25 protein-coding genes are annotated in these 23683 nt (G+C 69.1%); 10 read left to right on the top strand and 15 right to left on the bottom strand.

The genetic code is table 11. The features are described 5' to 3' along the window. The first annotated feature begins 103 nt into the window (after positions 1-103). Positions 104-1279 (top strand): hypothetical protein, encoded by a 1176-nt coding sequence (locus ACFO5K_RS02200; RefSeq protein WP_378555418.1) that lies wholly within the window; start codon positions 104-106, stop codon positions 1277-1279. After that, entirely contained in the window at positions 1276-1539 is a 264-nt protein-coding gene (locus tag ACFO5K_RS02195; protein WP_378555417.1) for a hypothetical protein, read from the top strand. Before ACFO5K_RS02200 ends, ACFO5K_RS02195 begins: the two co-directional genes overlap by 4 nt. Positions 1540-1633: 94 nt before the next feature. Here the strand turns inward: ACFO5K_RS02195 and ACFO5K_RS02190 are convergent, their stop codons facing one another. Continuing rightward, positions 1634-1969 carry a TfoX/Sxy family protein gene (locus ACFO5K_RS02190; protein ID WP_378555416.1) on the bottom strand — a complete coding sequence of 112 codons (336 nt, stop codon included), beginning with the start codon at positions 1967-1969 and terminating at the stop codon, positions 1634-1636. A 268-nt stretch (positions 1970-2237) separates the two neighbouring features. Here ACFO5K_RS02190 and ACFO5K_RS02185 point away from each other — a divergent pair, with 268 nt between their 5' ends. Beyond that, on the top strand, positions 2238-3233 hold the full coding sequence (locus ACFO5K_RS02185; protein WP_378555415.1) for an alpha/beta hydrolase family protein: 996 nt from the start codon (positions 2238-2240) through the stop codon (positions 3231-3233). Between the two features lie 9 nt (positions 3234-3242). On the opposite strand, the gene ACFO5K_RS02180 is transcribed toward ACFO5K_RS02185, so the two are convergent. After that, positions 3243-3590, bottom strand: a complete 348-nt coding sequence (locus ACFO5K_RS02180; RefSeq protein WP_378555414.1) for a VOC family protein — start codon at positions 3588-3590, stop codon at positions 3243-3245. Between the two features lie 71 nt (positions 3591-3661). Between ACFO5K_RS02180 and ACFO5K_RS02175 the strand changes: the two genes are divergently transcribed. Then, positions 3662-4300, top strand: a complete 639-nt coding sequence (locus ACFO5K_RS02175) for a hypothetical protein (protein ID WP_378555413.1) — start codon at positions 3662-3664, stop codon at positions 4298-4300. A 4-nt stretch (positions 4301-4304) separates the two neighbouring features. Here ACFO5K_RS02175 and ACFO5K_RS02170 read toward each other — a convergent pair whose 3' ends face one another. Beyond that, entirely contained in the window at positions 4305-4565 is a 261-nt protein-coding gene (locus ACFO5K_RS02170; protein ID WP_378555412.1) for a hypothetical protein, read from the bottom strand. 243 nt (positions 4566-4808) lie between these two features. On the opposite strand from ACFO5K_RS02170, the gene ACFO5K_RS02165 reads away from it, so the two are divergent. After that, on the top strand, positions 4809-5471 hold the full coding sequence (locus ACFO5K_RS02165) for a TetR/AcrR family transcriptional regulator (RefSeq protein WP_378555411.1): 663 nt from the start codon (positions 4809-4811) through the stop codon (positions 5469-5471). Between the two features lie 6 nt (positions 5472-5477). Here ACFO5K_RS02165 and ACFO5K_RS02160 read toward each other — a convergent pair whose 3' ends face one another. From ACFO5K_RS02160 to ACFO5K_RS02110, 11 genes are all read right to left on the bottom strand, one after another. Beyond that, on the bottom strand, positions 5478-5651 hold the full coding sequence (locus ACFO5K_RS02160) for a hypothetical protein (protein WP_378555410.1): 174 nt from the start codon (positions 5649-5651) through the stop codon (positions 5478-5480). A 59-nt stretch (positions 5652-5710) separates the two neighbouring features. Further along, entirely contained in the window at positions 5711-6784 is a 1074-nt protein-coding gene (locus ACFO5K_RS02155) for an oxygenase MpaB family protein (RefSeq protein ID WP_378555409.1), read from the bottom strand. 166 nt (positions 6785-6950) lie between these two features. Then, positions 6951-7514 (bottom strand): hypothetical protein, encoded by a 564-nt coding sequence (locus ACFO5K_RS02150; RefSeq protein ID WP_378555408.1) that lies wholly within the window; start codon positions 7512-7514, stop codon positions 6951-6953. A gap of 42 nt (positions 7515-7556) precedes the next feature. Continuing rightward, complete coding sequence (locus tag ACFO5K_RS02145) at positions 7557-8753, bottom strand: MCE family protein (RefSeq protein ID WP_378555407.1); 1197 nt, start codon at positions 8751-8753, stop codon at positions 7557-7559. After that, the gene (locus tag ACFO5K_RS02140) at positions 8750-9829 is read right to left on the bottom strand and encodes an MCE family protein (RefSeq protein ID WP_378555406.1); all 1080 of its coding nucleotides are present in this window, start codon (positions 9827-9829) and stop codon (positions 8750-8752) included. Before ACFO5K_RS02140 ends, ACFO5K_RS02145 begins: the two co-directional genes overlap by 4 nt. After that, positions 9826-10902, bottom strand: a complete 1077-nt coding sequence (locus ACFO5K_RS02135; RefSeq protein ID WP_378555405.1) for an MCE family protein — start codon at positions 10900-10902, stop codon at positions 9826-9828. Before ACFO5K_RS02135 ends, ACFO5K_RS02140 begins: the two co-directional genes overlap by 4 nt. Further along, a complete protein-coding gene (locus ACFO5K_RS02130; RefSeq protein ID WP_378555404.1) occupies positions 10899-11930 on the bottom strand; it encodes an MCE family protein in 1032 nt (343 codons plus the stop codon). Before ACFO5K_RS02130 ends, ACFO5K_RS02135 begins: the two co-directional genes overlap by 4 nt. Beyond that, positions 11927-12949 (bottom strand): MlaD family protein, encoded by a 1023-nt coding sequence (locus ACFO5K_RS02125; RefSeq protein ID WP_378555403.1) that lies wholly within the window; start codon positions 12947-12949, stop codon positions 11927-11929. Before ACFO5K_RS02125 ends, ACFO5K_RS02130 begins: the two co-directional genes overlap by 4 nt. Before the next feature lies 1 nt (position 12950). After that, on the bottom strand, positions 12951-14396 hold the full coding sequence (locus ACFO5K_RS02120) for an MCE family protein (protein WP_378555402.1): 1446 nt from the start codon (positions 14394-14396) through the stop codon (positions 12951-12953). 8 nt (positions 14397-14404) lie between these two features. Further along, the gene (locus ACFO5K_RS02115; protein ID WP_378555401.1) at positions 14405-15265 is read right to left on the bottom strand and encodes an ABC transporter permease; all 861 of its coding nucleotides are present in this window, start codon (positions 15263-15265) and stop codon (positions 14405-14407) included. 1 nt (position 15266) lies between these two features. Beyond that, positions 15267-16076 (bottom strand): MlaE family ABC transporter permease, encoded by an 810-nt coding sequence (locus ACFO5K_RS02110; protein ID WP_378555502.1) that lies wholly within the window; start codon positions 16074-16076, stop codon positions 15267-15269. 274 nt (positions 16077-16350) lie between these two features. Between ACFO5K_RS02110 and ACFO5K_RS02105 the strand changes: the two genes are divergently transcribed. Continuing rightward, on the top strand, positions 16351-17994 hold the full coding sequence (locus ACFO5K_RS02105; RefSeq protein ID WP_378555400.1) for a bifunctional 3'-5' exonuclease/DNA polymerase: 1644 nt from the start codon (positions 16351-16353) through the stop codon (positions 17992-17994). A gap of 83 nt (positions 17995-18077) precedes the next feature. Here ACFO5K_RS02105 and ACFO5K_RS02100 read toward each other — a convergent pair whose 3' ends face one another. Beyond that, a complete protein-coding gene (locus ACFO5K_RS02100) occupies positions 18078-18698 on the bottom strand; it encodes a class I SAM-dependent methyltransferase (protein WP_378555399.1) in 621 nt (206 codons plus the stop codon). A gap of 289 nt (positions 18699-18987) precedes the next feature. On the opposite strand from ACFO5K_RS02100, the gene ACFO5K_RS02095 reads away from it, so the two are divergent. The 4 genes from ACFO5K_RS02095 (at position 18988) to ACFO5K_RS02080 (ending at position 23677) form a co-directional block, all read left to right on the top strand. Then, entirely contained in the window at positions 18988-19932 is a 945-nt protein-coding gene (locus ACFO5K_RS02095; protein ID WP_378555398.1) for a DUF4129 domain-containing protein, read from the top strand. Positions 19933-20085: 153 nt separating this feature from the next. Then, on the top strand, positions 20086-20589 hold the full coding sequence (locus ACFO5K_RS02090; protein ID WP_378555397.1) for a 2Fe-2S iron-sulfur cluster-binding protein: 504 nt from the start codon (positions 20086-20088) through the stop codon (positions 20587-20589). After that, positions 20586-21590 (top strand): FAD binding domain-containing protein, encoded by a 1005-nt coding sequence (locus ACFO5K_RS02085; protein ID WP_378555396.1) that lies wholly within the window; start codon positions 20586-20588, stop codon positions 21588-21590. Before ACFO5K_RS02090 ends, ACFO5K_RS02085 begins: the two co-directional genes overlap by 4 nt. Next, positions 21590-23677 (top strand): xanthine dehydrogenase family protein molybdopterin-binding subunit, encoded by a 2088-nt coding sequence (locus ACFO5K_RS02080; RefSeq protein ID WP_378555395.1) that lies wholly within the window; start codon positions 21590-21592, stop codon positions 23675-23677. The genes ACFO5K_RS02085 and ACFO5K_RS02080 overlap by 1 nt, the downstream gene beginning before the upstream one ends. Positions 23678-23683 lie beyond the last annotated feature (6 nt).

Raw genomic sequence — 23683 nt, 5'->3', positions numbered from 1 at the left:
ACCGTGCGCAACGCGTCTCGGGCAACGGCGGTGCGGACGCCCGCTGAACCCGGTTGGCCGATGCCGCGGCGAGAAACACTGTGGCGCAGGTACCTTCGGGTCCATGAGCGGTTCGACCGGCACGGTGGGCCGATGGCGCGGGCTGCGCCGTCCGTTCGCGGTAGCGACGGCGTTGGTGGTGGCTGTTTCGGTGGTGTGCTTGTTGCCGAGGTGGTGGTGCGGGCTCGATGCCGACGAGTGGTATCGCGGCGATCCTGCGCTGGTGCGTGGGCTGGCCGAGGAGATGGTGGCCTTCCAGGACGACGACGATCACCGGCGAGCCACCGGCGGGGGAGACGGGGTCGACGGGATGTGGGGGCTGCTCGCACATCAGATGACGGCGCAGGGGCTGGCGCAGTTGTGTCTGGCGCACCCCGAATGGCGGCAGCGGTACGCGCCCGTCGTCACCCGCGCGGCGGTCAAGAGCCTGTTGCCGCAAATGCGCGCGGAGTTCACCTCGGCCTGGGGCGGCCGTGACGGGCTGGCCGTCCTCGACAGTGCCGAGGGCCACGCCTACCTGTCCTATCCCGCCCTCGCGCTGGGATTGGCACGACTGGTCGATCCAGCGTTTCCGGCCGACCTCGCGCTGCGCCACGATGCGCTGATCGCGGCGTTCGAACGACGGTTGCTCGCATCGCCCACCGGACTGCTCGAGACCTTCCCCGGCGAGGCGTACCCGACCGATGTGGCCGCGGTCGCGGCGGCGATCGCGGTGCACGGCCGGGTCACCGGAGCCGACCACTCAACGGTCATCGCGCACTGGGCACAGCGGGTACGCGCGGTACAGATCGACCACGACACCGGGCTGATCATTCAGCGCATGGGTATAGACGGGCGGGCCCACGACGCCCCACGCGCTTCGGGAACCGGATTGGCGGCCTACTTCGCCGGTTTCGCGGATCGGGCGCTGGCCGAGGAACTCGCGAGCGGGCTGTTCGATCAGGAACGAGAGATCCTCGGCTTCAGCGCCATCGACGAGTACGGCCGGGGCCACAGCGGCCCCGGCGATATGGACAGCGGTCCGCTGATCCTCGGGATCTCGGTCTCGGCCACCGGTTTCGCGCTCGCCCCGGCCCGTGCCTTCGGACACCGGGAGCTGTTCACCCGCCTGTACCGCACCACCGACCTCTTCGGTCTGCCGGTGCACAGCGGCACGCGCTCACGCTTCGCGACCGGCGGCGTGATCGGCAACGCCCTGCTGCTCGCCTTCCTCAGCTCGGGACCGGAGCTGGCCCGATGAAGAACCTACCGACAGCCCGGTGGCGACTACTCGGCCTTTCGGCCCTGGCGCTGGTGCTCTACCTCGTGCTGCACTGGTCGGTGACGGCCCTGTCCGCCCGGCACGGATTCGGATCGCCCGACGGGCTCGGCCTCGGTTTCGCGACCCTCGCCGTCCTCGCTGTCGCGGCACGCGCACTGCTGCTGACAGTCGTACCCGCGGTACTGGCCTACCGCATGATCACCTGGGTGCTGATGCGGATCCTGCCGGGGCCCCGATGACGCGCAGACCGCGTTGAGCATCGTGGGCGTCGTCGAGATCATCGCAGGCGTCCCGGTGCCCGTACCCACCCGGCGGCGCACCGCCGGTGGCTGCTCATCTCTCGCGGGGCAGGCTCATCGCGAAGTTCACGCCCCGCTCCACCCACTGCTGTAAGACGGCGTCGTCATCGAGCAGATCCGGGGCCACGTGCAACCATCCCGGCATGTCTCGGCCACCCATCGTCATCGGCGCGACCCCGGCACCGTCGACGAGGGTTTCGCTCTCGGCCCGGTCGACCCGCACGAGCAGGCCGCCCCGGCCACTGACCGCGACAGCCATGTTGCCGCCGAGCAGGAAGGCGAGCCCGCCGAACATCTTCTTCTCCTCGGCATCGCCGCGCGGATACACCAGCTCTCTGGTCCGCTCGGCGAGCTCCGCGTCGTATGCCATGGCGCCAGTATGCGCGCGGCCACCGACAACAACAGCTGGACCGGTCGGGCCAGGGTGCGTTTCGGGGTGGGTGTGGGGAACCTACCCGATGTGAACAGGCCGGTCCGGCCGCGATACTCGGCGGGACATGATCAGGTCCGATCGAAAGTGAGCCCCCGGTTTGCGCCGATTCCTCGTTCCCACAGCACTTCTCATCGCGGCCCTGTGCACAGCGGTCGCCGCACCCGGGTCAGCGGCGCCACCGGCGGCAGGGCCCGAACTCGCGGGGGTGCTGCCGGCGCCCACCGGGCCCTCGCCGGTCGGAGTCGAGGACTTCCACCTGGTCGACGATCGACCCGACCCCTGGGTTCCCGAGCGTGACCGTGAACTGATGGTCTCGGCCTGGTACCCGGCGGCGCTGCCGATCGGCCGGCTCGATACCTATGCCACTGCCGAGGAATCGGCGCTCGTTCTCGACTCCCTCGGCGTCACGGGCGTCGCGCCGACGGCATTGAGCACCATCCGGACCCATGCGCGGGTCAACGCGCCGCGGTGGGGGCAGCCGCTGCCCACGGTGGTGCTCTCACCCGGATTCACGATGGTGCGCGCCTCGCTGACCGGACTCGCCGAGGAACTCGCCAGCCGCGGCTACCTGGTCATCGGCATCGACCACACCTACGAATCCGCCGCGGTGACCTTCCCGGACGGCCGCCGCACCGAATGTCTGGCGTGCCGAGCTCGCCCCGATGCCGCGGCGGTCGCGCGCAACCGGGCACAGGACGTGTCGTTCGTCCTCGACGAACTGGCCGGGCGCCTGCCGCTCGACCTCGCCCGCGTCGTGATGGGTGGCCATTCGGCAGGTGGGTTCACCGCGCCGTACGCGCTCGCCGAGGACGCCAGGATCCGGGCGGGATTCAACCTGGACGGCACCTTCCCGGCCCCACCCCACGGCCGCGCCGCCGACCTGCCGTTCCTGATGATGGGCGCACCCCACCACGGGCCCGGCGGCGAGCACGGGGCCGACTGGGCCGCGGTCTACGACGCCTTCACCGGCTGGAAACGCTGGTTGACGGTGCAGGGCACCTCGCATTCGTCGTTCACCGACTACGCGCCGATCGCGACGGCCCTGGGCATCGAGGTACCGGACACCACCATCGACGGCATCCGTGCGATGGAGCTGACGCGTCGATACGTCACCGCCTTCGTCGACGAGCACCTACGCGGGCTGCCGCAGCCGGTTCTCGACGCGCCACACCCCGCCGATCCCGAGATCCGTTTCGGGTGAGGTGGGGGATCAGGGGTGGCCGACGACGTTGATGATCCGGCCGCTGGGGTCGCGGACGAAGAAGCGGCGCACGCCCCATTCCTCGTCGGACAGCGGGTGGACGATGTCCGCGCCCGCGTCGCGCATGGTGGCGTGGGCGGCGTCCACGTCGTCGACTTCGATGCTGATGTCGGGATCCATGGGGGCGGTGGCGTCCCGGTTCATGAAGGTCAGTTGGGCGGTGGGGTTGGACGGGGAGGCCAGGGTCATCACCCAGCCCAGGTTCATCACCTCTTCGAAGCCCAGTTTCGCGTAGAAGTCGCGGCTGGCGTCGAAGGAATCGGAACGGATATCGGGCACAACACGACGAATCGACATCTTGGGGAGGTTACAACGTGTCGGCCGGGGGTAAACGCCAGCCACTTCTGTTGTCGATGATGGGAGGCGTCATGGTCGACGTCGACAAGAAAGTCTCGACCGGGCACGGCGGACGGCTGCGGATTCCACGCAGCCGAGGCGCACTGGGTGGTCTGGCGGTGCTGCTCCTCGGCATCTGGGGCGCACTCATCCCGTTCGTCGGTCCGTACTTCAATTTCTCCTACACCCCCGACGAACCGTGGGTGTGGTCGGCGGCGCGCGGCTGGCTGCAGGTCCTACCGGGTGTCGTCGCGATCATCGGCGGGCTGCTCATGCTGATGAGCCGGAACCGTCTGGTGGCCAGTTTCGGTGGCTGGCTGGCGGTGGCGGCGGGCGTGTGGTTCGTGATCGGGCCGTTCCTGGCGGCGCTGCTGCGCCTGGGCGACATCGGCGAACCGATCGCGACCTCGGATCTGAAGCGGGCTCTGCTGCAGTTGACGTTCTTCTACGGTCTCGGCGCGCTGATCCTGTTCTTCGCCGCCAGCTCGCTGGGACGCCTGTCGGTCCGCAGCACCCGTGACATCGCCTTCGCCGAACGCACGCAGGGCGTCGGCACCGATCAGTATCCCGATCAGCGCCGGGTGGTCGATGAGGAGGTGGTCCCCGCCGACGGCGCGCACTCCGCGACCCAGCGGTTGAACCCGACCGACGTGCGACACCGGCCGGTCTGAGCGGCTATGCCGATTTGACGGTGACCATCGTGTCGGCGCTCGGGTAATCGAGCACCCGCAGTCGGCCGGTGACCAGGTCGGCGGTATCGGCGACCACCCGGCCGGCGCGGCGTGCGTCGTCGGCGAAACTGGTGCTCACCACCCGGTAGCTGCGCTTGGCGGTGAGCACGATGTCGCCGGCGCGCAGCATTCCGGCCCGGGTGGGGGACCCATCGGTGTCGGCGGCCGCGCTGGTTCCCCGTATGAGCTCGATCAGATTCAGCATCTCGTTCTCCACCTGTGAAACGCCCGTAGACGTCCCGTTCGCGGGATTCGCGAACGGTATCCCGATCTTTTTACCCACGCCGGTTGTGTTTGAACCCTCGAATTCGGAGTACTCCATGCGCGCGTACCCGCCGGACGGCTGAGCACCTGGCTGACCTGGGGCGATTCCTGGCCTTGCGTGCTGGTGGATCCGCACCCCCGAGCCCGGGCCCCGGGCGGGCCGGGTGTGGGCGATGATGGAGGCGTGAGTACCAAGAGCGGTCCCGCCGACGCGCGCCCGAAGCGTCGCAACGGTCCCCGGTTGCCGCCGGACGAGCGCCGGACCCAGCTGCTCGACGCCGCGTTGCGGGTCGTCGGTCGCGACGGACTCGCGAACCTGACCATGCAGGCTGTGGCGCAGGAGGCGGGGGTGGCCAAGCCGGTGCTGTACGCGATGTATCCGACGGCACCGGAGTTGGTGGCGCACCTGCTGCACCGGGAACATTCGCGTGGCATGGGGCAGGTCTTCGCGGGTATGCCGCGCGACCTCGAGAGATCCGACCCCGACGAAGAGTACGTCGCGGCCGTCATGGCGTTTCTCGAATCGGTCGCCGCGACGCCGACGCGCTGGCGCCTGATTCTGCTGCACAGCGACGGGGCGCCGAGCGGCTACCGGGAGTTGCTCAGCGCCGCCCGGGACAAACTGCTCGACGAATGCGTCGAATTGCTGAACGCGGGCTTCGCCGTGCGCGGCGGCCCGCGCGACGCCGACGTGGAACTGATCGCCCACGTGATGCTCGGTTTCACCGAAGTGCTCGGCCGGATGGTGCTCTCTGATCCGCAACGGTTTCCGCCCGAGAGGCTGCGTGCCACCGTCCGGTCCATGATCCGAACCCTGCCGCACGGGCCGGATGGCAGCGCGCCGTGATCGGGGTCAGCGCAGGCTGATATCGGCGATGATCAGGACGGGCCAGGCGGTTATCTGACCGAGGGTCGAGAAGATCAGGTCCAGCCCGTGCAGCTCACCGAGGTGGTCGCGATGGGAGATCAGCCAGATCATCCCGATCGCGAGATAGGGGACGCCGACCGCGAGTGCGAGGTAGGTCATCTGACGGATGCTGATTCGGCGGTCCATGAGTTTTTCCGGCACTGTTGCTCCCATTGTGGTCAGGCGATGTCGCCGAGGATCGGCTGTGATTCGATGAGCCCCTCGTCCGAGGGCGGTAGACCTTTGCCCAGCACGCGGTTTCGTTGTTTCTCGCGCAGCGCGTGGTGGGCGCGGGCGGGTATGTCGTAGCCGTGTTCGCGCTGCGCCTGGCGTGGTGTCGTGGTCACCGGGTTCTTCGGCGTCACGCCGAGCAGCACCGGCGCGGCCACCGGTACCGTCGTCGGGGAGATCAGTTGCAGCAGTAGCAATTCGAGCCGCGGGCTCAGGCTGATCACGGTCATCGCCGCGCTCAACCACGGCACCACCAACAGGTCGAGGGTGCGTCCGGTCGGCAGTCCGGCCATTTTTCGCATCCATCGCGGCATCGTGGCCAGGGTCCCGCGACGCAGGAATGCCGCGACAACTCTGAACAGCGGCCGCAGCACCAGCGGCATCGGCGGCAACATCACCTCGGCGTCGAGCAGGTGGTTCATCGCCTTCTTCGCGATATCGGAGCCGATCAGTTGCGGGCGCATGCGTTCGAAGTATTGGGCGACGCCCGCGCGCGTGCGTGGGACGTCGGCCGGGTCGCAGGTCTGCAGTTCGGCGGCGCGGGCGCATTCGTGCCAGTACTGCGATTCGTCGGCCGCGCTGAGTCGGCCGGGCCCGAACTTCTCGTAGGCCACCAGCAGTGAGTGCCATGCGGTCAGATGAATCCACAGCTGTGACTGCGGGTCGTTGGCGTCGTAGTACTTGCCGGTGACCGGATCGGTTCCCACCGCCTTGGAATGGATTTTGACCAGTATGTCGGCCGCGGTGGCCGTGGAGCGGCTGTCGGCGAACATCACCATCGCGAAATAGCGCAGCGTGCGGTCGTAGCGGGTGCGGGGTCGGCTGTAGATGGCGCTGGTCGCGTCGACGGCGGCGATCAGGCTGGGGTCGAGTTCTTCGATGACGACCGCTCGTTGGAAGCCGACAGTCAATCCGGTCGGATAGCTCCAGACTTTCCAGGCGACCGAATCGGGTCCGAAGAATCCGTAATCCTCGGCCGGTGTCACCTCCGGAAGTGACAACCAGGTGCGTAACGATGCCATGCGGCGTTCCCCTCGATCTTGTGGCGGATCGCCGTGGCGAGCGCCGGTTCGTATTGCTACGCGTGCGTAGTTATTGAGTAATATGCTAGCAGCGCCCCCGCACGAAACGCCATGAGTCAGCTGCACTTTCTGCGGGCCCGCTCGAGCTCGGTGGGGCGCCGTGGCGTCAGCGGGCGAGCAGCGGGGTGCTCACTTCGCTGACCAGCCAGCGGCCGGCGTCCTCGCGCAACGACATGTTCACCGAGAGCTGTCCGGGGGCGGGTGCGCCCTCGGTGCCGAGGCTGGTGATGGTCTGACCGATCACGGCCACCGCCCGCGCGGTGGTCTCGTCGGCGGACTCGATGGCGCAGGTGACCTCGCCGACCGTGGAGACGACCTGCCCTTGAACGAGCACGTCCCGCAAATCTTTGCTGGTGGCATCGAATTCGGTCTTCCAGTCTCCGGTGGCACCGGCCAGTACCGCGGCGAAATAGGTGTCGAGGTCCTTGGCGTCGTAGCGGGCCAGCGTCGGGGCATACGAACAGGCGGCCGCGAGCGCGGCTTCGCGGGCCTGCTCACGCGCGCGGATCCGGTGATTGTCCACGGCGAGCGAGCAGGCCACGGCTACGGCGGCCACCGTGGTCACCGCGGCTGCCGGCAGCGCCGCACGGCGCAGGGTGATTCGCGGTCGCCGGGCAGCTGGTTCGGTGGTCGGCTCGACGGAGTCTTCGGGCTGGGCATCGGTGGTCATCGGTATGTCCTCGGCGGGTAGGGGTCAGTTGGCGGGTAGGGGTCAGTTGGCGGGCAAAGGGACGGAGAGCTCGTCACCGGAGACACCGGCCGGGGGTCCGGCTCCGTTGTCGGGTCCGGCGGGCCGCGGGGCGTTGGCCGACCCGCGGATCTGCAGTCCCGGGTGATCGGTGACGCAGTAGTTGTAGAGACGACCGCGGCCGTCGGAGACCTCGGTGGGCGAGACCGGCACGGTGTCGTACTCACAGGTGGGGCGCGGCCAGATGTCGGCCATGGTGTGGAAGGCGTTGTCGTGGGCGGGAATCCCGAGGGCTGTCACCGCGTCGCGCAGAGCGGGGAACAGTGCCGTCATCGCCGGGGTCCGCAGCCGGGCGGCGCGGGTGATGGCGGCGAAATTGGTCACCAAGCCGGTCAGCGGGTCGCTGGTCTCGGTGAGCACGGCGCCGAGGGCATCAAGCCTGCCCGGTCCCTGTTCGAGGAGTTCGCGGACTTCCTGATCGGCGGCATTCATCTGATCGAACAGCGCGCTCGACCCGCGCACCAGCGTGGCCAGGTCGGGCTGGGCGCCCGCGGTGGTGCCGGCGATGACGCGCAGGTTGCGGAGGAGTTCGGTGGTCTGCGGGAGCAATCCGGTGAGCCCGGTCATCGCCTGGCTGAGTCCGCTGATCACCGTGCGCAGCACGTCGGGGCCACCGAGCAGGGCTCGATCGAGTTCGTCCACGATCACGGTGAGCCGGTCCGGGTTCATCCCGGCGACGAGCGCTCCGGTGTTGTGGAGGAACGAGTCGATCGTGACCGGCGTGCTGACCCGCTCGGCGGGCACCGTCGCACCATCGGTGAGATAGGGCGCGTCGGTGCCGCGCGGCCGGAAGTCGAGATACTGTTCGCCCGCGGCCGACAGACGTCCGATCGCGACCGGTGTGCCGACGGGAATGGCGGTGGCGCTGTCGATCTCGGCCCCGACGCGGATCCCGGCGCCGTCGAGTGCGATCGTGCGCACTTCGCCGACCCGGACCCCGCGCACGGTGACGTTGCTGTGCTGGAGCAGGCCGCCGGACTGCTCCAGCTGAACCCACACGGTGTAAGTGGTGCGCAACGGCCGCACACCGACGACGTCGATCGCGATGTAACCCGAGCCGAGGACGAGCATCCCGACCAGGCTCAGCATGGTCGCCACTGTTCGGTGCCGCGCTGCCCGACGTGCCAGGCCGACGACGAGGGTGGCGGCGCGCTCGATCATCGGTGACCGCCCTGCAGGCGGCCCAGCACCCGGGCGAGCACCTGGGTGAGGCTGCCGATGAACGCGGTGACGTCGGTGCCGTCGGGCAGCCTGCTGCCCTCGGCGTCGGTGAGCGCGCCGACGTCCAGATAGGAGATCCGGGCCGCGACCGCCAGACTCGACCCTCGCATCGATGCCCGCGCCACCGGGCCCAGGGCGTTGAGCTCATCGAGTGTGGTGGCCAAGTTGTCGCCCATCCGGGTGAAGCCGGTCATCAGCGCCTGCACGCTGTCGAACAGGCTGAGGAATTCGGGACCGGTGGTGGAGGTGAAGTCGCCGAGCGCGTCGGTCACCGTGGACACCTTCGTCGTGAGCTCGGTGAGCGCACGGTTGTTCTCGGCGATCACCGAGATCAGCGCCGGAAACGTATCGGCTGCCTGACCGAGCTCGCGCTTGCGCGCGCGCAGCGTGGTGGTGAGCCCGTTCAACCCGTGCAGCACCGAATCCAGCTGGCCGGTGCGCTGGTTCAGCGCGCTCAGGGTCGCGGTGAGTTCGGTGAGCAGGTGCGACAGCTGCGGTCCGCGACCACCGACGATGGTGTTCAGTTCCGAGGTGAGCCGGGCGACCTGGTTCATCGCGCCACCGTCGAGCAGCAATGACATCGCCGTCATCAGCTCTTCCACCGAGGCGCCGGCCGAAGTGTGCGCACGACCGATCGTGTCACCGTCGGCGAGCAACTCGGTGCCGGGTCGGTGCTGCGGAAGGATGATCGCGACGTGGATGTCGCCGAGCGGGGTCGGCTGCCGCAGTTCGGTGCGGGTGCCCCGCGGGAGCGCGATATCGCGGCGCACTCGCATCTCGACCTCGGCGAGGAAGTTCGTGGTCTCGATACCGGTGACGACCCCGACCTCGGTCCCGCCGATCTTCACCCTGGCGCGTTCGGGCAGGTTCAGCGCGTCGTCGAACACCGCGCGCAGCCGATAGGAGGGCCCTTCGACGCCGGGCCGAGGCAGCGGCACGTTGTCGACGGTGACCGTGCACGAACCGGTGGTGAGCACGGCCAGGGCGGTGACGGCGAGCCGGGTGGCCGCGTTCATTCGGTGAGTCCCAGCAACGCGGCCGTCAGACCGAAATCCGGGCCGAAGTCCATGAGTCTGCCCGTTCGGCAGCCATCGGTGCGTAGGGCGACCCGCTCACACAGCAGCGACAGCGTTTCGTTGTCCAGCAACGATTTGTCGGTGAGCAGGTGCAGGCGCAATGCCCGCTGATCGGTGCTCACCGCGCGGGCGAAGTTGTCGGCCATCAGTGGTGTCACGTCGACGATCTCGGTGAGGCCGCGGGCGTTGTCGCGCATCTGCCCGGTGACCGCGACGAGCCGGGTCACCGCGTCGGTGAGCGGTGCCCGGTGCTCGGCCAGCACCGTGGAGGTGTTGGCCACGAAATCGTTGACCTGGGTGAGCACGGCCGCCAAACCGGGGGCTTGTTCGGCCAGCAGGGCAACGAGTTCGGTCAGTCGCCCGCTGAAGTCCCGGACCGTCTGATCGTTTCCGGCGATCATCGTGGTGAGTTCGTTCAGCTTCACGATGGTGCGCGAGATCTGGTCGCGGTTCGCCAGGGAAACCTCGAAGGTCGCCGACAGGGCGTCGAGGGTCTCGCGAATTCGGTCGCCGTTGCCGTCGAGCATCGGGAACAACACCCGGCTGGCCATCGGGCCGTCGGCGGGGTCACCCGCGAGCGCTCGGCCCAGCTGTTCGAAGTTGCGCAGGATGCGGTCGAGTTCGACCGGGGTTCTGGTGCGCGACAACGGGATGTGGGCACCGGCGGCGAGAGTGGGTCCGTCACCGGTGTAGGCGGGGGTCAACTCGACGTGGCGGTTGGTGATGAACTGGGGCGAAACCAACGCCGCCATGGCATCGGCGGGCAGCTCGACGCCCGGTTCGATGCTCATCCTGACCTCGACGAAGTCGCCCTTGGGTGCGATCGCGTCGACCCGTCCGACCGGCACACCGAGCACCGCCACCTCGTTGCCGACGAAAAGACCCGCGGTGCTCTCGAAATCGGCGCTGAGGTGAACGGCATCGGGACGCAACGACACCGGGATCGAGGAACAGCCCGCGCCGATGCCGGTAGCGATCACCAGCGCGAGGTATCGCAGCGCTGCGCGCATCATTTACACCCTTCCACCGCGCCGGCCAGGCACAGCCAGTTGTCCGGGAACAGCCACGGCAGGTAGATGTCGCCGTAGGGACCCTGTGCGAACGTGTTGTTGAACTGACGCACCGCCACCGGCATCACCTGGTACAGCGCGTCGAGGTGGTCGCGATTCTTTTCCAGCCCCTGCGACATGGTGTTGAGGCTGTGGATGAGCGGACCGAGCCGGCCGCCGTCGTCGACGCCCATGTCCTGCAGGATCTTCGACGCGGCGGCGATGTTGTCGAGCAGTTCCGCGACCAGATCACGGCGCCGCACGACGGCGTCACCGATCGCCTGGCCTCTGGTGAGCAGCACCAGCACGCTGTTCTGGTTGTCGGCGATCAGCCCCGAGACCTGATCCATGCTGTCGAGCAGTTGGTCCACCTCGTCGCGGCGGGCGGCGATCACCCTGGCCAGCGCGCCGACGCTGTCGAGTGCTTGCGCGGTGAGCCGTGGTGAATCGCCCAACTGCGTGTTCAGCGTGTCCAGGCTCGCGCGCAACGCGTCCGGATCGAGTCGTTCGAGATGTTCGAAGGAATTGCGGTAGGTGGGATCGTTCACGACCTTGGCGAGGTTGTAGGGCACGGTGGTGGCCGACAACGGGATCCGGGAATCGGGCAGGTGACCGTCGGTGCCGGGATCGAGCTCGACGTGCATCTTGCCGAGGATGGTCGACATCTTGATCGCCGCTTTCGCGTCGTGGCCCAACCGGAGATCGGGTCGCAGGCTCAGCGCGACCACGACGCGGCCTCGGTCGAGTCGCACGGCTCCGACGGTGCCGACCTCGATGCCGGCCACATCCACGCTGTTGCCTGTGCGCAGGCCGGCGGCCTGGGTGAATTCGGCGTGGACGGTGCGCTGGCCCAGATGTGCGCGCGAGAGCAGCCCGGAGCCCAGAACCAGCACGATCACCGTGACTCCGGCCGCGATTCCCAGCGAGAAATTCCGATTGCCGAACGCCTCGCGCAGCGCTGTGCGCACGAGGGTGAACAGGGACCTGATCATCGGCAGACCTCCGAGTGCGTGTTGCCGCCGACCTGGGAGAACACTCCGCGAGGGAACAGCACACCCCAGAGCGAGACATCCAACCCGCAGACATAGGTGTTGACGTAGGTACCGTTGCCGCTGATCCGGGCGAGCCCGGCGAGGACCAGCGGTAGTTCGACCGCCGACCGGTCCAGGCGCGCGCCGTTGGACAGCAGCAGGTCCATGCCCTCGCCGGCCTGCCGCTGGGCTCGCGCCATTCCCGGTGCGACCCGGCCGATGAGGTCGGTCAGTTTCGTCGTCGACTCGGCGATGCCGGTGACCGCGCCGCGCAGCACCGCACCCTGTTCGTAGAGTCCGGTGACCAGCGCACGCGATTGGGTGATCAGGGTCTCCAGCTCGCCGCTGCGGTGGGCGAGACCGGCGATGACGTCGCTGAGGTTGGTGATCACCGCCCCCAGGATCTCGTCGCGCTCGGAGAAGGTGGTGGCCAGCGCGGCAGCCTGGGTGATCAACGCCGACAACGACACCCCGTCGCCCTGTAGCGCCTGGACCAAGGTTTCCGACAGGGAGTTCACCTCGTCGGGTTGCAGCAGGCTGAACAGCGGTTCGAAGCCGGACAGCATCGTCGAGACGTCGAACGAGGACTCGGTGCTTTCCAGGGGAATCGAGCCGCCGACCGGTAGCGGTTCACCCGCCGTGTCGCCGACGGTCAGCGCCACGTAGCGCTGGCCGATCAGATTCTGGTACCTGATCAGCGCTTTGGTGGTGGTGCTCAGCCGCTGGCGCGCCTGCACGGACACGGTCACCCGGGCATGCCTGCGGTCGACGAGATCGATCGCGTCGACCCGGCCGACTCGCACGCCGGCGATCCGCACGTCGTCGCCGGTGCGCAGGCCGAGCACATCGGTGAAGGTGGCGCTGTAGCGGTGCGTGTCGCCGGGGACCGACCGTTGCAGGGTCGACCAGATCGTGTAGGTCGTGACCACGGAGAGGGCCACGAAAATCGCGAGCCCGAGATAGGTGGTGCGGGTGCGCATTTCAGTGGCCTCCGGAAGACGATGGTGCAACGGTCACGGTCGCGCCGGTGAGGACGGAGCCGAGCAGCAGCAGTTGGGCGGTGTTGGGGCGAGCGCCCAGGAACGCGGCCACCGCGGCGGGACCGGTCACCGAGATCGGTTCGGCGTCCGGGTCGGGCGCCTGCCCGGGGGAACTCGCAGGGGCGGTCAGGCCGGGGATCGACAGACCGGGGATACTCGGCAGTTCCGGGATTTCGGGCAGTGCCGGGATTTCCGGGAGCGCAGGGATCCTCGGGAGAGCCGGAATACTCGGCAGGCCGGGCGGGACCGATGCCGGGTCGGGTCCTGCGGAGGGCAACCATCCGGGCAGCAATTGCGGCGGGTAGGACTGCGGCGCCGCGACGTCCGGGACGCTCTCGGTCCCGCAGCGAGGGCCTGCCAGGTTGCCGTAGCGCGGGCAATCGGCCGCCGCGTACTGGCGAAACGGTGTGAACGAGACCGTGACGTCCCACTGCATCTGCTTGCTGGGGCCCCAATGGAACACGGTGGCAAGGCGACTCAGGGACGCACCGAGTTCGGTCACCGTCTCGGTCAACGCGGCCGGATCCGCCGCCAACGCGCCGAATGTCTCGTCCAGGCCGACCACGAGTTCCTTGCCCGCGTTCGGGTTCCGGGCGAACAGTGCCTGGGTCGCATCGGTGGCCGTGCCCGCCGAGGTGAGCAGTTCGATCACCTGGGCGCGCCGGGTGGTGATCGTTCGAGCAGTCTGTACCGATTTGCTCAGGGCGTCAGCGAGTTCGGGTGCCGACTGGTTCACGGCGGCGGTGGCCGCGCCGAGGTCGCCGAGCAGCTCACCGATTCCCGGCAGCGCGCGGACCTCGGTGATCCACTGATCGAGTCGTTCGATCGTGGAACCGGGGAGCCGGGCGTCACCGTCGAGCGCCTCGGCCAGCGTCGCGAGGACCCGCGCGAGTTTGGCGGGCTGAATGCGGTCCAGCACGTCGCGCAGCGTGGTCAACGTGGTCTGCAGGGCCACGGTCGCGTGGCTGGTGTCCTGCTCGATCACCGATCCCGCGTGCAAGGGGGCGGCCGAGCCGTTGTCCACGAGTTCTATCGCGGTGACGCCGAAGATGTTGGCAGGCACCACACGGGCCGTCACCGACGCCGGGATCGCCGTGGCGGCCGTGGGCTCCAGGTCGAGGTCCACTCGTTGCCGCAGACCCTGCTCGGCGATCTCGACCTGCGCGACCGAGCCCACCAGCATCCCGCGAAAGCGCACGTCGGCGTGGGCGGGCAGCCCGTCGCCGGTGCTCGTCAGTACGGCTGTCACCGCCACGGTGTCGTCGAAATGGCCCGTGTAGCGCAGTCCGAGCAGCGCGACAACGCCGGACAGGCTCAGCGTCATCGCCACTCCGGCCACGCCGAGTCGCCCGCGCGACAGGCCACGCCCACTGGGATCCGGATACATGAGGCCCCCTATCCGGAGATCCGGATGCCGGGGTCGACGCCCCAGATCGCCAGTGTGAGCAGCAGATTGAGGAATACGACGATGATGATCGTCGTCTTGATCGCCCGTCCCGCCGCGACTCCGACGCCTTCGGGCCCACCCGCGGCGATATAGCCGAAGTGACACTGGATGAAGGTGGCGACGAGTACGAACGCGACCGCCTTGAGCACCGAATAGACGATGTCGCCCGGATCGAGGAACTGGTGGAAATAGTGGTCGTAGGTACCGATGCCATTGGCGCCCAGGAAGAAGGCGGTGCCCTTGGTGGCGAGGTAGGCGGTGGCCATCCCGATGCTGTAGAGCGGCAGGATCGCCACGGCGGCAGCCAGCATCCGGGTGGTGATCAGGTAGGGCAGCGGGCGGATCGCCATCGACTCGAGGGCATCGATTTCCTCGGCGATCCGCATCGAACCGATCTGGGCGGTGAACCGGCAGCCCGCCTGCGCCGCGAAGGCGATGGTTGCCAGCAAAGGGGCCAGCTCCCTGGTGGTCGCGAAACCCGAGATCGCGCCGGTGAGCGGGCTCATCGTCAGCAAGTCCAGGGCGGTATGGGATTCCATCCCCACCGTGATGCCGCCGAAGCCGCACAGGATCAAGACCACACCGACCGTGCCACCACCCACCACCAGGGCGCCGTTGCCCCAGGTGACATCGACGATCAGTCGCGCGACTTCCCGGCGGTAGTGCCGCAACACGAACGGAATCGCCAGCAACGCCTCGACGAAGACGACGCCCTGGTGGCCGAGTCTGGCGTTCGCGTCGGTGAGCGGGGTGGTCGCGGTTTTGACGGTGCGTAGTGGTCGCAGCACGGGCGGGAGGTAGTTCGCCATCTCAGAGCACCTCGGCGGGGATCAGGGTGTTGTAGATCTGGGTGAGCGCGATGTTGGCGGCGAACAGCACGATCGCCGAGCTGACCACCGCGGAGTTCACCGCGTCGGCCACTCCGCCCGGCCCGCCCTTGGTGTTGAGGCCGCAATCGCAGGCGATGATCGCGGTGAGTGCACCGAACACGGCTGCCTTCACGAGTGCGACCAGCAGGTCGTTCGCGACGGCGAAGGAGGCGAAGGTGCTGATGTAGGAGCCCGGTGTGCCGTCCTGGACGAAGATGTTGAACAGGTAGCCGGTCGCGAAACCGATGAACACCACGAATCCGCACAGCAGGATGCTCACCAGCACCGCGGCGAGCAGTCGCGGCGCGACCAGCCTGCGGACCGGGTCGACTCCCATCACCCGCATGGCGTCGATCTCCTCGCGGATGGTGCGCGAGCCCAGATCGGCACAGATCGATGAGCCGACAGCACCCGCGATCATCAGCGAGGTCACCAGCGGTGCCCCTTGGCGGATGATGCCGAGGCCGTTGACCGCCCCGATGAAGGTGGTCGCGCCGACTTGGCTCACCAGCGAACCGATCTGGATCGAGACGATGGCCGCGATCGGGATGGCGACGAGCAGGGTCGGAGTGGCTGAGACACTTGCCATGAAGGCGCTCTGCCGGAGGAACTCCGTGAGTGGAAAGCGGCGATGGACCAGTGCTCGCGCCAGTTCCGCGGTGGCTTGCCACGCCATGGTGACCTGTCGGCCCGCGGTCTCGGCCGACTGCTGCGGATGTTCGCGCCACCAGTCGAGACAGAATCTCGTCAGGACCGTTGAATCCGTTGCTGTACTTGGGTATTCAGTGGTCGATGCCACGGCTACCACCTCGTGTCGAATGCGGTCGGGTCTGGTGTTACCCGGTCTGTGCCGTATCTCCGCAGGGTTTGATAGATATTTCTACGCCACCGTAGATAAGGTGTCTGGGACTGTAGCAAGAAGTCGGGCCGGGAGGCGCCGTTTCGCCACGCTTCGTTCGAGCCGTCCGGAAAAGGCCGGTGGTCCGGGTGCGCAACGGCGGTCGCCCGGTGGAAGACTCTGACGCGTGCGATGGGCGGTGGCCGAGACGGGGGACGGAGGTGCTCGGTTGTGTCCGCTCGAGCCGGACGGACGCCCGGCGGGGCCGGTACTCGAGGAACCCTCCCTGGTGGAGGCGGTGCGTTCGCGCCCCGAGGTCGAGCGGTGGGTGTGGCGGTCCACCGCCGAGATCTATCGCACCCTGCTGGCGGCCGGGGTGCGGGTCGGGCGTTGCTACGACGTGCAAGCCGCGGAAGCCCTGCTGATCGGGTACGAGGAGGGGCAGTCGGGGCAGGCGCGGTCGTTGCCGGCGGCCTGGGCGCGACTGCACGGCTTGCCCGTTCCGCCGGACGCACCGGCTCGGGCCGCCGAAACCCAGCCGTCGCTGTTCGATTCGGCGCCGGTGCCGTTACCGCCGGGCGTCGACGAGTTCAGCGCGTTGACCGCGGTCTACGCGGGACAGCTGGCCCGGACGGCGCGTACCGCGCATCCGGACCGGATGCGGTTGCTGCTCGCCGCCGAATCGGCGGGGATGCTGGTGGCCACAGAGATGACGCGGGCCGGGATCCCGTGGCGAGTCGATGTGCACCGGGCGCTGCTCGACGACCTGCTGGGCGAACGCTTCGCCGGTGGTACGGAGCCGCGCCGGATGGCGGAGCTGGCCGACGAGGTGTCGCGGGCCTTCGGGTCGCGGGTGCGCCCCGATCTGCCCCAGGACATCCTCAAAGCCTTCGCCCGCGCCGGAATCGCGCTGTCCTCCACCCGGAAATGGGAACTGCAACAGGTCGACCACCCCGCGGTGGCGCCGCTGCTGGCCTACAAATCGCTGTACCGGCTCTACACCGCGCACGGGTGGTCCTGGCTCGAACAGTGGGTGCACGGTGGGCGATTCCGTCCCGAATACCTGCCCGGTGGCACGGTGTCGGGGCGCTGGACCACCAATGGTGGTGGTGCGCTCCAGATTCCGAAGGTGATCCGGCAGGCGATCCGCGCCGACCCCGGGTGGACGCTGGTGGTCGCCGACGCCGACCAGATGGAACCGCGCGTCCTCGCCGCCATCTCGCGCGATCCAGGGTTGATGGAGGTCGCCGGGCGCGGCGCGGACCTCTACGCCGACCTGGCGGCCCGCGGCTTCGACGGCGACCGAGCCCAGGCCAAACTCGCCCTGCTGGGCGCCATCTACGGCCAGACCTCCGGTGACGCGCTGACCCACCTGGCGGGGCTGCGGCGCCGCTATCCGGCGGCGGTGGCCTACGTCGACGACGCGGCGCACGCCGGCGAAGAAGGCCGCCTGGTGCGCACCTGGTTGGGACGCACCTGCCCGCCGTTCACCCAGGACCCGGAACAACCCGTGGACAACGGCTACACCGGCAACTCCGCCGCGCGCGCCCGGGGCCGCTTCACCCGCAACTTCGTGGTGCAGGGCAGTGCCGCCGACTGGGCCCTGCTGGTGCTGGCCGGCCTGCGGCACGCCATCGCCGGAATGCGCGCGGAACTGGTGTTCTTCCAGCACGACGAGGTGATCGTGCACTGCCCGCGAACAGAGGCGGCCGCCGTCGCCGCGGCGATCACCACCGCGGCCGACACCGCCGGACGCCTCACCTTCGGGCCGACACCGGTGCGCTTCCCGTTCACCACCGCGGTGGTGCAGTGCTACGGGGACGCCAAGTAGCGCTGGCTGCTCGGCGGTGTGCCTTTTGCACCGGTGTTACCGGCGCCGCCCGCGCTACCGGCGCCCGCCTGTCACCCGGCCGTTCAGCTGGCCCGGGACAACACCGCCACCAGGAAGTCGGAGCCGTCGGTGAACGGTCGCAGGTCCCAGGTGGACAGCCGCAGGTCGGCGGTGAGGCCGGCGGATTCGGCGTCGCTCAGGAATTCGGCGAAGTCGTAGCCGCGGTCGGCACCGAAGCCGATCACCGCTCGGCCCGTCGGCGCGAGGTGGCGGGCGAACCCGGACAGGACGGCCGTGCGGGTCGCGGGAGCCAGGAACGTCATCACGTTGCCGGCGCAGACGATGACGTCGAATTCGGCGGCGATGCCTTGCGCGGGCAGATCCAGTTCGGCCAGGTCACCGACGACCCAGGTGGGGCCGGGATGATCGGTGCGGGCGGCTTCGATCAGGACCGGGTCCACGTCGACACCCACCACCGTGTGCCCGGCGCCGTGCAGGTGGCCACCGATCCGGCCGGGCCCGCAGCCCGCGTCCAGAACGCGGCTACCGCGCCCGAGCATCGCATCGATCAGGCGTGCCTCACCGACGATGTCGGTGCCCTCGGCGGCCAGCTTCCGGAAACGCTCGACGTACCAGGTGGAATGCGCCGGGTCGGCGGCGGTGAGTTCCTCCCACCCGCTCGGGGTGCGCTCGTTCGATGTCATCGTTCTCCTCGGCTCGCCACGGTGCTCACCCTGCCGACCTTAGAGGCTCTGGCGGCGCCGCCGCACAGCGCGAGCGGGCGGTTCGGACAGCTCGCCGCGCCCACCCACGTCCCGGTGGCTCGCCCGGCATTACGGCCGGGTCGTTGTGCGGGGCCATGGCATCCGGTGACGAAGTGGTGTGAGTTGTCCACAGCGACAACGAGAACCGGTTCCGCATCGAAATTCCGGCCTATCTTCGGGACGGCGCACGAGCCGATTCCTGATCGCATGCGAAAGGCGGAGTCAACCGGTGGGCGGGTGGGCGGTAGCAACAGCGCGGGTGATGGCGATGCTCGCGCTGGTGGCCGCCGCCATTGTCGCCTTGCACGGTCGTGTTCCCGGTGCCGAAATCGGCGCCGCCCGTGCGCCGTCGGCGCTCACGGTGGCGTTGATGCCGGTGCTGTTGCTGGTGTCGGTGGTCATTCTGCTGTCGGGAGTGGTGATCAGTCAGCACCGGTTGCCGTTGGCCCGGCCGCACGCCGACCCCGTGTCACTGCCGCGTCTGCGCGTCGGGCGCCTCGCGGTACTGGCACCGCTCGCCTTGGGCGCCACCGCGGTGATCTTCGCCGTCGGGCTCGTCACGTTGATGGTCGTGCCCGGGGCTGATCCCGAGCCGGCACCGGAACCAGCGGTCCCCGACCGGGGCGGTCCGGAACCGGCTCCCGTCGATGCGGGCACACCCGAATCGGCCTTCGGGCCGGCGGATCTCACCGGTTCGGCCGTGGCCGTGGTGGTGGGCGCGGCGGTCGTACTGATCGGGCTCGCGATCGTCGGGCTCAGTGCCGCCGCCACAACCGTGCGCCGCACCCGGCGGCCCGCGCCGGAACCGGAGCCCGAACTCGATGCGCCCGAAGTCGATGCGCTGACCCGGGCCGCCGAGATGGGGCTGGCCGCGATGATCGCGCCCGGCCAGGATCCGCGCGGCGCGATCATCGCCTGCTATGTCGCGATGGAACGTGGTCTGTCCGCCGACCGGGCCGCGGCCCCGCTCATCTCCGATACCCCCAACGAGGTGCTGGCGCGGGCCTTCCAGACCGGGGTGCTGACCGACGCGACGGCGGCGCGCGAACTGGTGACCCTGTTCGAGGAGGCCCGGTTCAGCCCGCACTCCATGCTGGCGTGGCAGCGGATCCGCGCCGAACAATCACTGCGTGCCGTGCTCGCCGACCTGCAGCGGCGCGAGGCCGACGGCTAGCCGGTGGCGGCCGCGCATCGAAGCATCGAGGCCGTGACATTGATAGCGTGGCAGGGGTGCGCACAGCGGTTCGCGCGGAGTCTGGTGACCGGCCGTGCCGGTCGGTCGCGTTTGTCGGTGGAGTTCGGTGTTGCTCGAGTGAGAGGCCGTTCGATGCAGGCGCAGATCAGGTTGACCATCGATGGGCAGACGCGGGCGGTGGAGGTCGACACCCGCGCCACCCTGCTGGACGTGCTGCGTGAGCAGCTCGACGTCCCCACCCCGAAGAAGGGGTGCGATCACGGGCAGTGCGGGTCGTGCACGGTGCTGCTGGACGGCCGCCGGGCCACCATCTGCCTCGCGCTGGCCGTCGCCCACGACGGGGCCACGATCATCACCGCCGACGGGCTCGCCGACGGCGACGCACTGCACCCGATACAGCAGGCGTTCCTCGACCACGACGGCTTCCAGTGCGGGTACTGCACGCCGGGGCAGATCTGCTCGGCGATCGGCATGCTCGACGAGGTGAAAGCGGGCGCACCGAGCCATGTGACCACCGGGCCGACCGCCGAGATCGAGTTGAGCGACGCCGAGATCCAGGAACGGATGAGCGGCAACCTGTGCCGCTGTGGCGCCTATCCGAACATCGTGGCAGCGATCCGGGAGGTGGGGCGATGAGGGAATTCGCCTATGAGCGCGCCACCGACGCGGGGCAGGCCGTCGCCGCGGTACTGGCCGACCCCGAGGCGGTGTTCCTCGGCGCGGGCACCAACCTCGTCGACCATTTGAAACTCGGGATCACCGCACCCGGGCGGCTGGTGGACGTGAGCCGACTGCCCTTCGACGACGTGCGCGAGAACCCCGACGGTGGGGTGCGCATCGGGTCGGCGGTGCGCAATGCCGACCTGGCCGCCCACCCGATGATCCGGGCGCGCTATCCGATGCTGTCGGCGGCCCTGCTGGCCGGGGCCTCACCGCAGCTGCGCAATCTGGCCACCACCGCGGGCAACCTGCTCCAACGCACCCGCTGCCCCTATTTCCAGGACCCGAGCACACCCTGCAACAAACGTGACCCGGGCAGCGGCTGCTCGGCGATCGGTGGTGCGGACCGCGACCACGCCATCCTGGGCGCGTCCGAGCAGTGCATCGCCACCCACCCCTCGGACATGTCGGTGGCGCTGGTCGCGCTCGACGCGGTGGTGCGGGTACTCGGCGCCGACGGCGTACGCGAGATCCCCGCGGCGGATCTGCATCGGCTGCCCGGTGACGAACCCGAACGCGACACCGTCCTGGGCCACGGCGACCTGATCACCGCCGTGGACGTGCCCGCCCTGGAGTGGGCGACGAAATCGGCCTACCGCAAGGTGCGCGACCGGGCGTCGTTCGCGTTCGCACTGGTCTCGGTGGCGGCCGCGGTCGACATCGTCGACGGGCGGGTGCGCGACGCGCGGATCGCCTTCGGCGGGGTCGCGCACAAGCCGTGGCGAGCCCACGCCGCCGAAGCCGCCCTGCGTGGGCGAGCCGCCACCGAGGAGAACTTCGCCGCCGCCGCGGCCGCCGAACTCGCCGCCGCCCGGCCGCAACGGCACAACGCGTTCAAGATTGCGCTGGCCCGCAACGTTCTCGTCGCCACCCTGCGTGAGCTCACCGAGCGCGAGCCGACCGGTAAGGAGGCGTGATGAGTTCCTCGCTGCGTATCCAGGCGATCGGTGGCTCACCCACCCGCGTGGACGGCCCGGCCAAACTCCGTGGCCGCGCGCCCTACGCGATGGAGCATCCGCAGCCCGACCCCCTGCACGCCTTCCCCGTGCAGTCGACGATCGTGCGGGGGCGGATACGGGAAATCGACAGCGGGGCAGCCGAATCGGTCGACGGTGTGGTGGCGGTGCTCACCCATCACAACGCACCCCGGTTGGCCACCGACGACAACGAAGAGCTGTTCATCCTGCAGAACGCGGAGATCTTCTTTCGCGGTCAGCTCATCGGCGCGGTCATCGCGACCAGCCCAGAGGTGGCCAGGGAGGCCGCTGCCCTGGTCCGGGTGCGCTACGACGAGCGACCCGGCGATGTGACGCTGAGCGTGGACCGCGACGACCTCTACACCCCGGACGGCCTCGACGGTGGCTTCCCGTCCGACACCTCGGTGGGTGACGTGGACCGCGCCCTCGACATCGCCCCGGTCACCGTCGACCACACCTACACGACCGCGATGGTGCACAACAACCCGATGGAACCGCACGCCACCGTCGCCCACTGGACCGACGACGCGCTGGTGCTGTTCGATTCCACCCAGGGACCGCACGTGGTGCGGTCGGTGCTCGCCCCGCTGTTCGGGCTGGCACCGGAGCGGGTGCGCGTCATCGCGCCCTATGTCGGCGGCGGATTCGGGTCCAAGGGCGAACCGCACGCCAACATCGTGCTGGCGGCGATGGCGGCGAAACTCGTCGGCGACCGGCCGGTGAAGCTGCCGCTGACCAGGCAGCAACTGTTCTCCCTCGCCGGTTACCGGACCCCGACCGTGCAGCGGGTGCGGCTGGGCTCACACCCCGACGGCACGCTCACCGCGATCGCCCACGATGTGGTCGAGCAGGTCTCCACGGTCCGGGAGTACGCCGAGCAGACCGCGGTGTCCTCGCGCGTGATGTACGCCGCCACCAACCGGGCCACCTCGCACCGGCTCGCCGCACTCGATGTGCCGGTCTCGTCGTGGATGCGCGCTCCCGGCCACTGCCCCGGCATGTTCGCGGGGGAGACCGCGATCGACGAACTCGCCGTCGCCCTCGGTATGGACCCGATCGCGCTGCGCCTGCACAACGAACCCGAGGTGGATCCGGAATCCGGGCGCCCGTTCTCGAGCCGTGGCCTGGCCGAATGCCTGCGCGTCGGAGCGCGGCGATTCGGGTGGGCCGACCGCGATCCGGCGCCGCGCTCGCGCCGGGAAGGTCGCTGGCTCATCGGTTCCGGGGTCGCGGCGGCCACGTATCCCGCGCAGGTCGCTGCCGGCAACAGCGCGCGCGTGCGCCGGACCGGTGACCGTTACGAAGTGGCCATCGACGCCATGGACATCGGTACCGGCACCTGGACCACCCTCGGCCAGATCGCCGCCGACGCCCTCGGCGTCGACCAGGACCACATCGACCTCCGTATCGGCGATTCCACGCTGCCCACGGGCACCGTGGCGGGCGGCTCGACCGGGATGGCGTCGTGGGGGTCGGCCGTGGTCGCCGCGGCGAACGCCTTCCGGGATCGCTACGGGACCGTGCCGACCGATGGTGCCGAGCTCACCGTCGAAGCACCGAAAGACCCTGAGCGGTCCAACTTCTCGACACACGCATTCGGCGCGCACTTCGTCGAGGTGCGGGTGGATGCCGACACCGCCGAGATCCGGGTGCCGCGAGTGGTGAGCGTTTTCGCCGCGGGCCGCATCATCAACCCGCGCACGGCGCGTTCGCAGTTCATCGGCGGGATCACCATGGGGCTGTCGATGGCGTTGCTCGAGGAGAGCGTGTTCGATCCGCGCTGCGGGCAGGTGGTCAACCACGACCTCGCCGGATACCACATTCCGGTCAACGCCGATATCGGCGAGATCGACGTGAGCTGGATCGACGAACCCGATCCGCACGTGAATCCGATGGGCAGCAAGGGCATCGGGGAGATCGGCATCGTCGGATCACCGGCCGCGGTCGGCAACGCGATCTACCATGCCACCGGGGTGCGGGTGCGTGATCTGCCCATCCAGCTCGAGGACCTGCTCGGCGCGCTGTAAATTCGG

Origin of the sequence: Nocardia halotolerans, assembly GCF_042650145.1 — a bacterium.
GTDB lineage: Bacteria > Actinomycetota > Actinomycetes > Mycobacteriales > Mycobacteriaceae > Nocardia > Nocardia halotolerans.
This window is presented reverse-complemented; position numbering and strand designations above follow the sequence as displayed.

Bases quoted from the DNA above. Each gene is read 5' to 3' on its own strand.
- ACFO5K_RS02130 (WP_378555404.1), bottom strand. From the start codon at position 11,930: ATGATCAGGTCCCTGTTCACCCTCGTGCGCACAGCGCTGCGCGAGGCG.
- ACFO5K_RS02100 (WP_378555399.1), bottom strand. From the start codon at position 18,698: ATGACATCGAACGAGCGCACCCCGAGCGGGTGGGAGGAACTCACCGCC.
- ACFO5K_RS02135 (WP_378555405.1), bottom strand. From the start codon at position 10,902: ATGATGCGCGCAGCGCTGCGATACCTCGCGCTGGTGATCGCTACCGGC.
- ACFO5K_RS02190 (WP_378555416.1), bottom strand. From the start codon at position 1,969: ATGGCATACGACGCGGAGCTCGCCGAGCGGACCAGAGAGCTGGTGTAT.
- ACFO5K_RS02200 (WP_378555418.1), top strand. From the start codon at position 104: ATGAGCGGTTCGACCGGCACGGTGGGCCGATGGCGCGGGCTGCGCCGT.
- ACFO5K_RS02120 (WP_378555402.1), bottom strand. From the start codon at position 14,396: ATGTATCCGGATCCCAGTGGGCGTGGCCTGTCGCGCGGGCGACTCGGC.
- ACFO5K_RS02155 (WP_378555409.1), bottom strand. From the start codon at position 6,784: ATGGCATCGTTACGCACCTGGTTGTCACTTCCGGAGGTGACACCGGCC.
- ACFO5K_RS02160 (WP_378555410.1), bottom strand. From the start codon at position 5,651: ATGACCTACCTCGCACTCGCGGTCGGCGTCCCCTATCTCGCGATCGGG.
- ACFO5K_RS02170 (WP_378555412.1), bottom strand. From the start codon at position 4,565: ATGCTGAATCTGATCGAGCTCATACGGGGAACCAGCGCGGCCGCCGAC.
- ACFO5K_RS02195 (WP_378555417.1), top strand. From the start codon at position 1,276: ATGAAGAACCTACCGACAGCCCGGTGGCGACTACTCGGCCTTTCGGCC.
- ACFO5K_RS02140 (WP_378555406.1), bottom strand. From the start codon at position 9,829: ATGAACGCGGCCACCCGGCTCGCCGTCACCGCCCTGGCCGTGCTCACC.
- ACFO5K_RS02080 (WP_378555395.1), top strand. From the start codon at position 21,590: ATGAGTTCCTCGCTGCGTATCCAGGCGATCGGTGGCTCACCCACCCGC.
- ACFO5K_RS02145 (WP_378555407.1), bottom strand. From the start codon at position 8,753: ATGATCGAGCGCGCCGCCACCCTCGTCGTCGGCCTGGCACGTCGGGCA.
- ACFO5K_RS02090 (WP_378555397.1), top strand. From the start codon at position 20,086: ATGCAGGCGCAGATCAGGTTGACCATCGATGGGCAGACGCGGGCGGTG.
- ACFO5K_RS02125 (WP_378555403.1), bottom strand. From the start codon at position 12,949: ATGCGCACCCGCACCACCTATCTCGGGCTCGCGATTTTCGTGGCCCTC.
- ACFO5K_RS02115 (WP_378555401.1), bottom strand. From the start codon at position 15,265: ATGGCGAACTACCTCCCGCCCGTGCTGCGACCACTACGCACCGTCAAA.
- ACFO5K_RS02085 (WP_378555396.1), top strand. From the start codon at position 20,586: ATGAGGGAATTCGCCTATGAGCGCGCCACCGACGCGGGGCAGGCCGTC.
- ACFO5K_RS02175 (WP_378555413.1), top strand. From the start codon at position 3,662: ATGGTCGACGTCGACAAGAAAGTCTCGACCGGGCACGGCGGACGGCTG.
- ACFO5K_RS02150 (WP_378555408.1), bottom strand. From the start codon at position 7,514: ATGACCACCGATGCCCAGCCCGAAGACTCCGTCGAGCCGACCACCGAA.
- ACFO5K_RS02180 (WP_378555414.1), bottom strand. From the start codon at position 3,590: ATGTCGATTCGTCGTGTTGTGCCCGATATCCGTTCCGATTCCTTCGAC.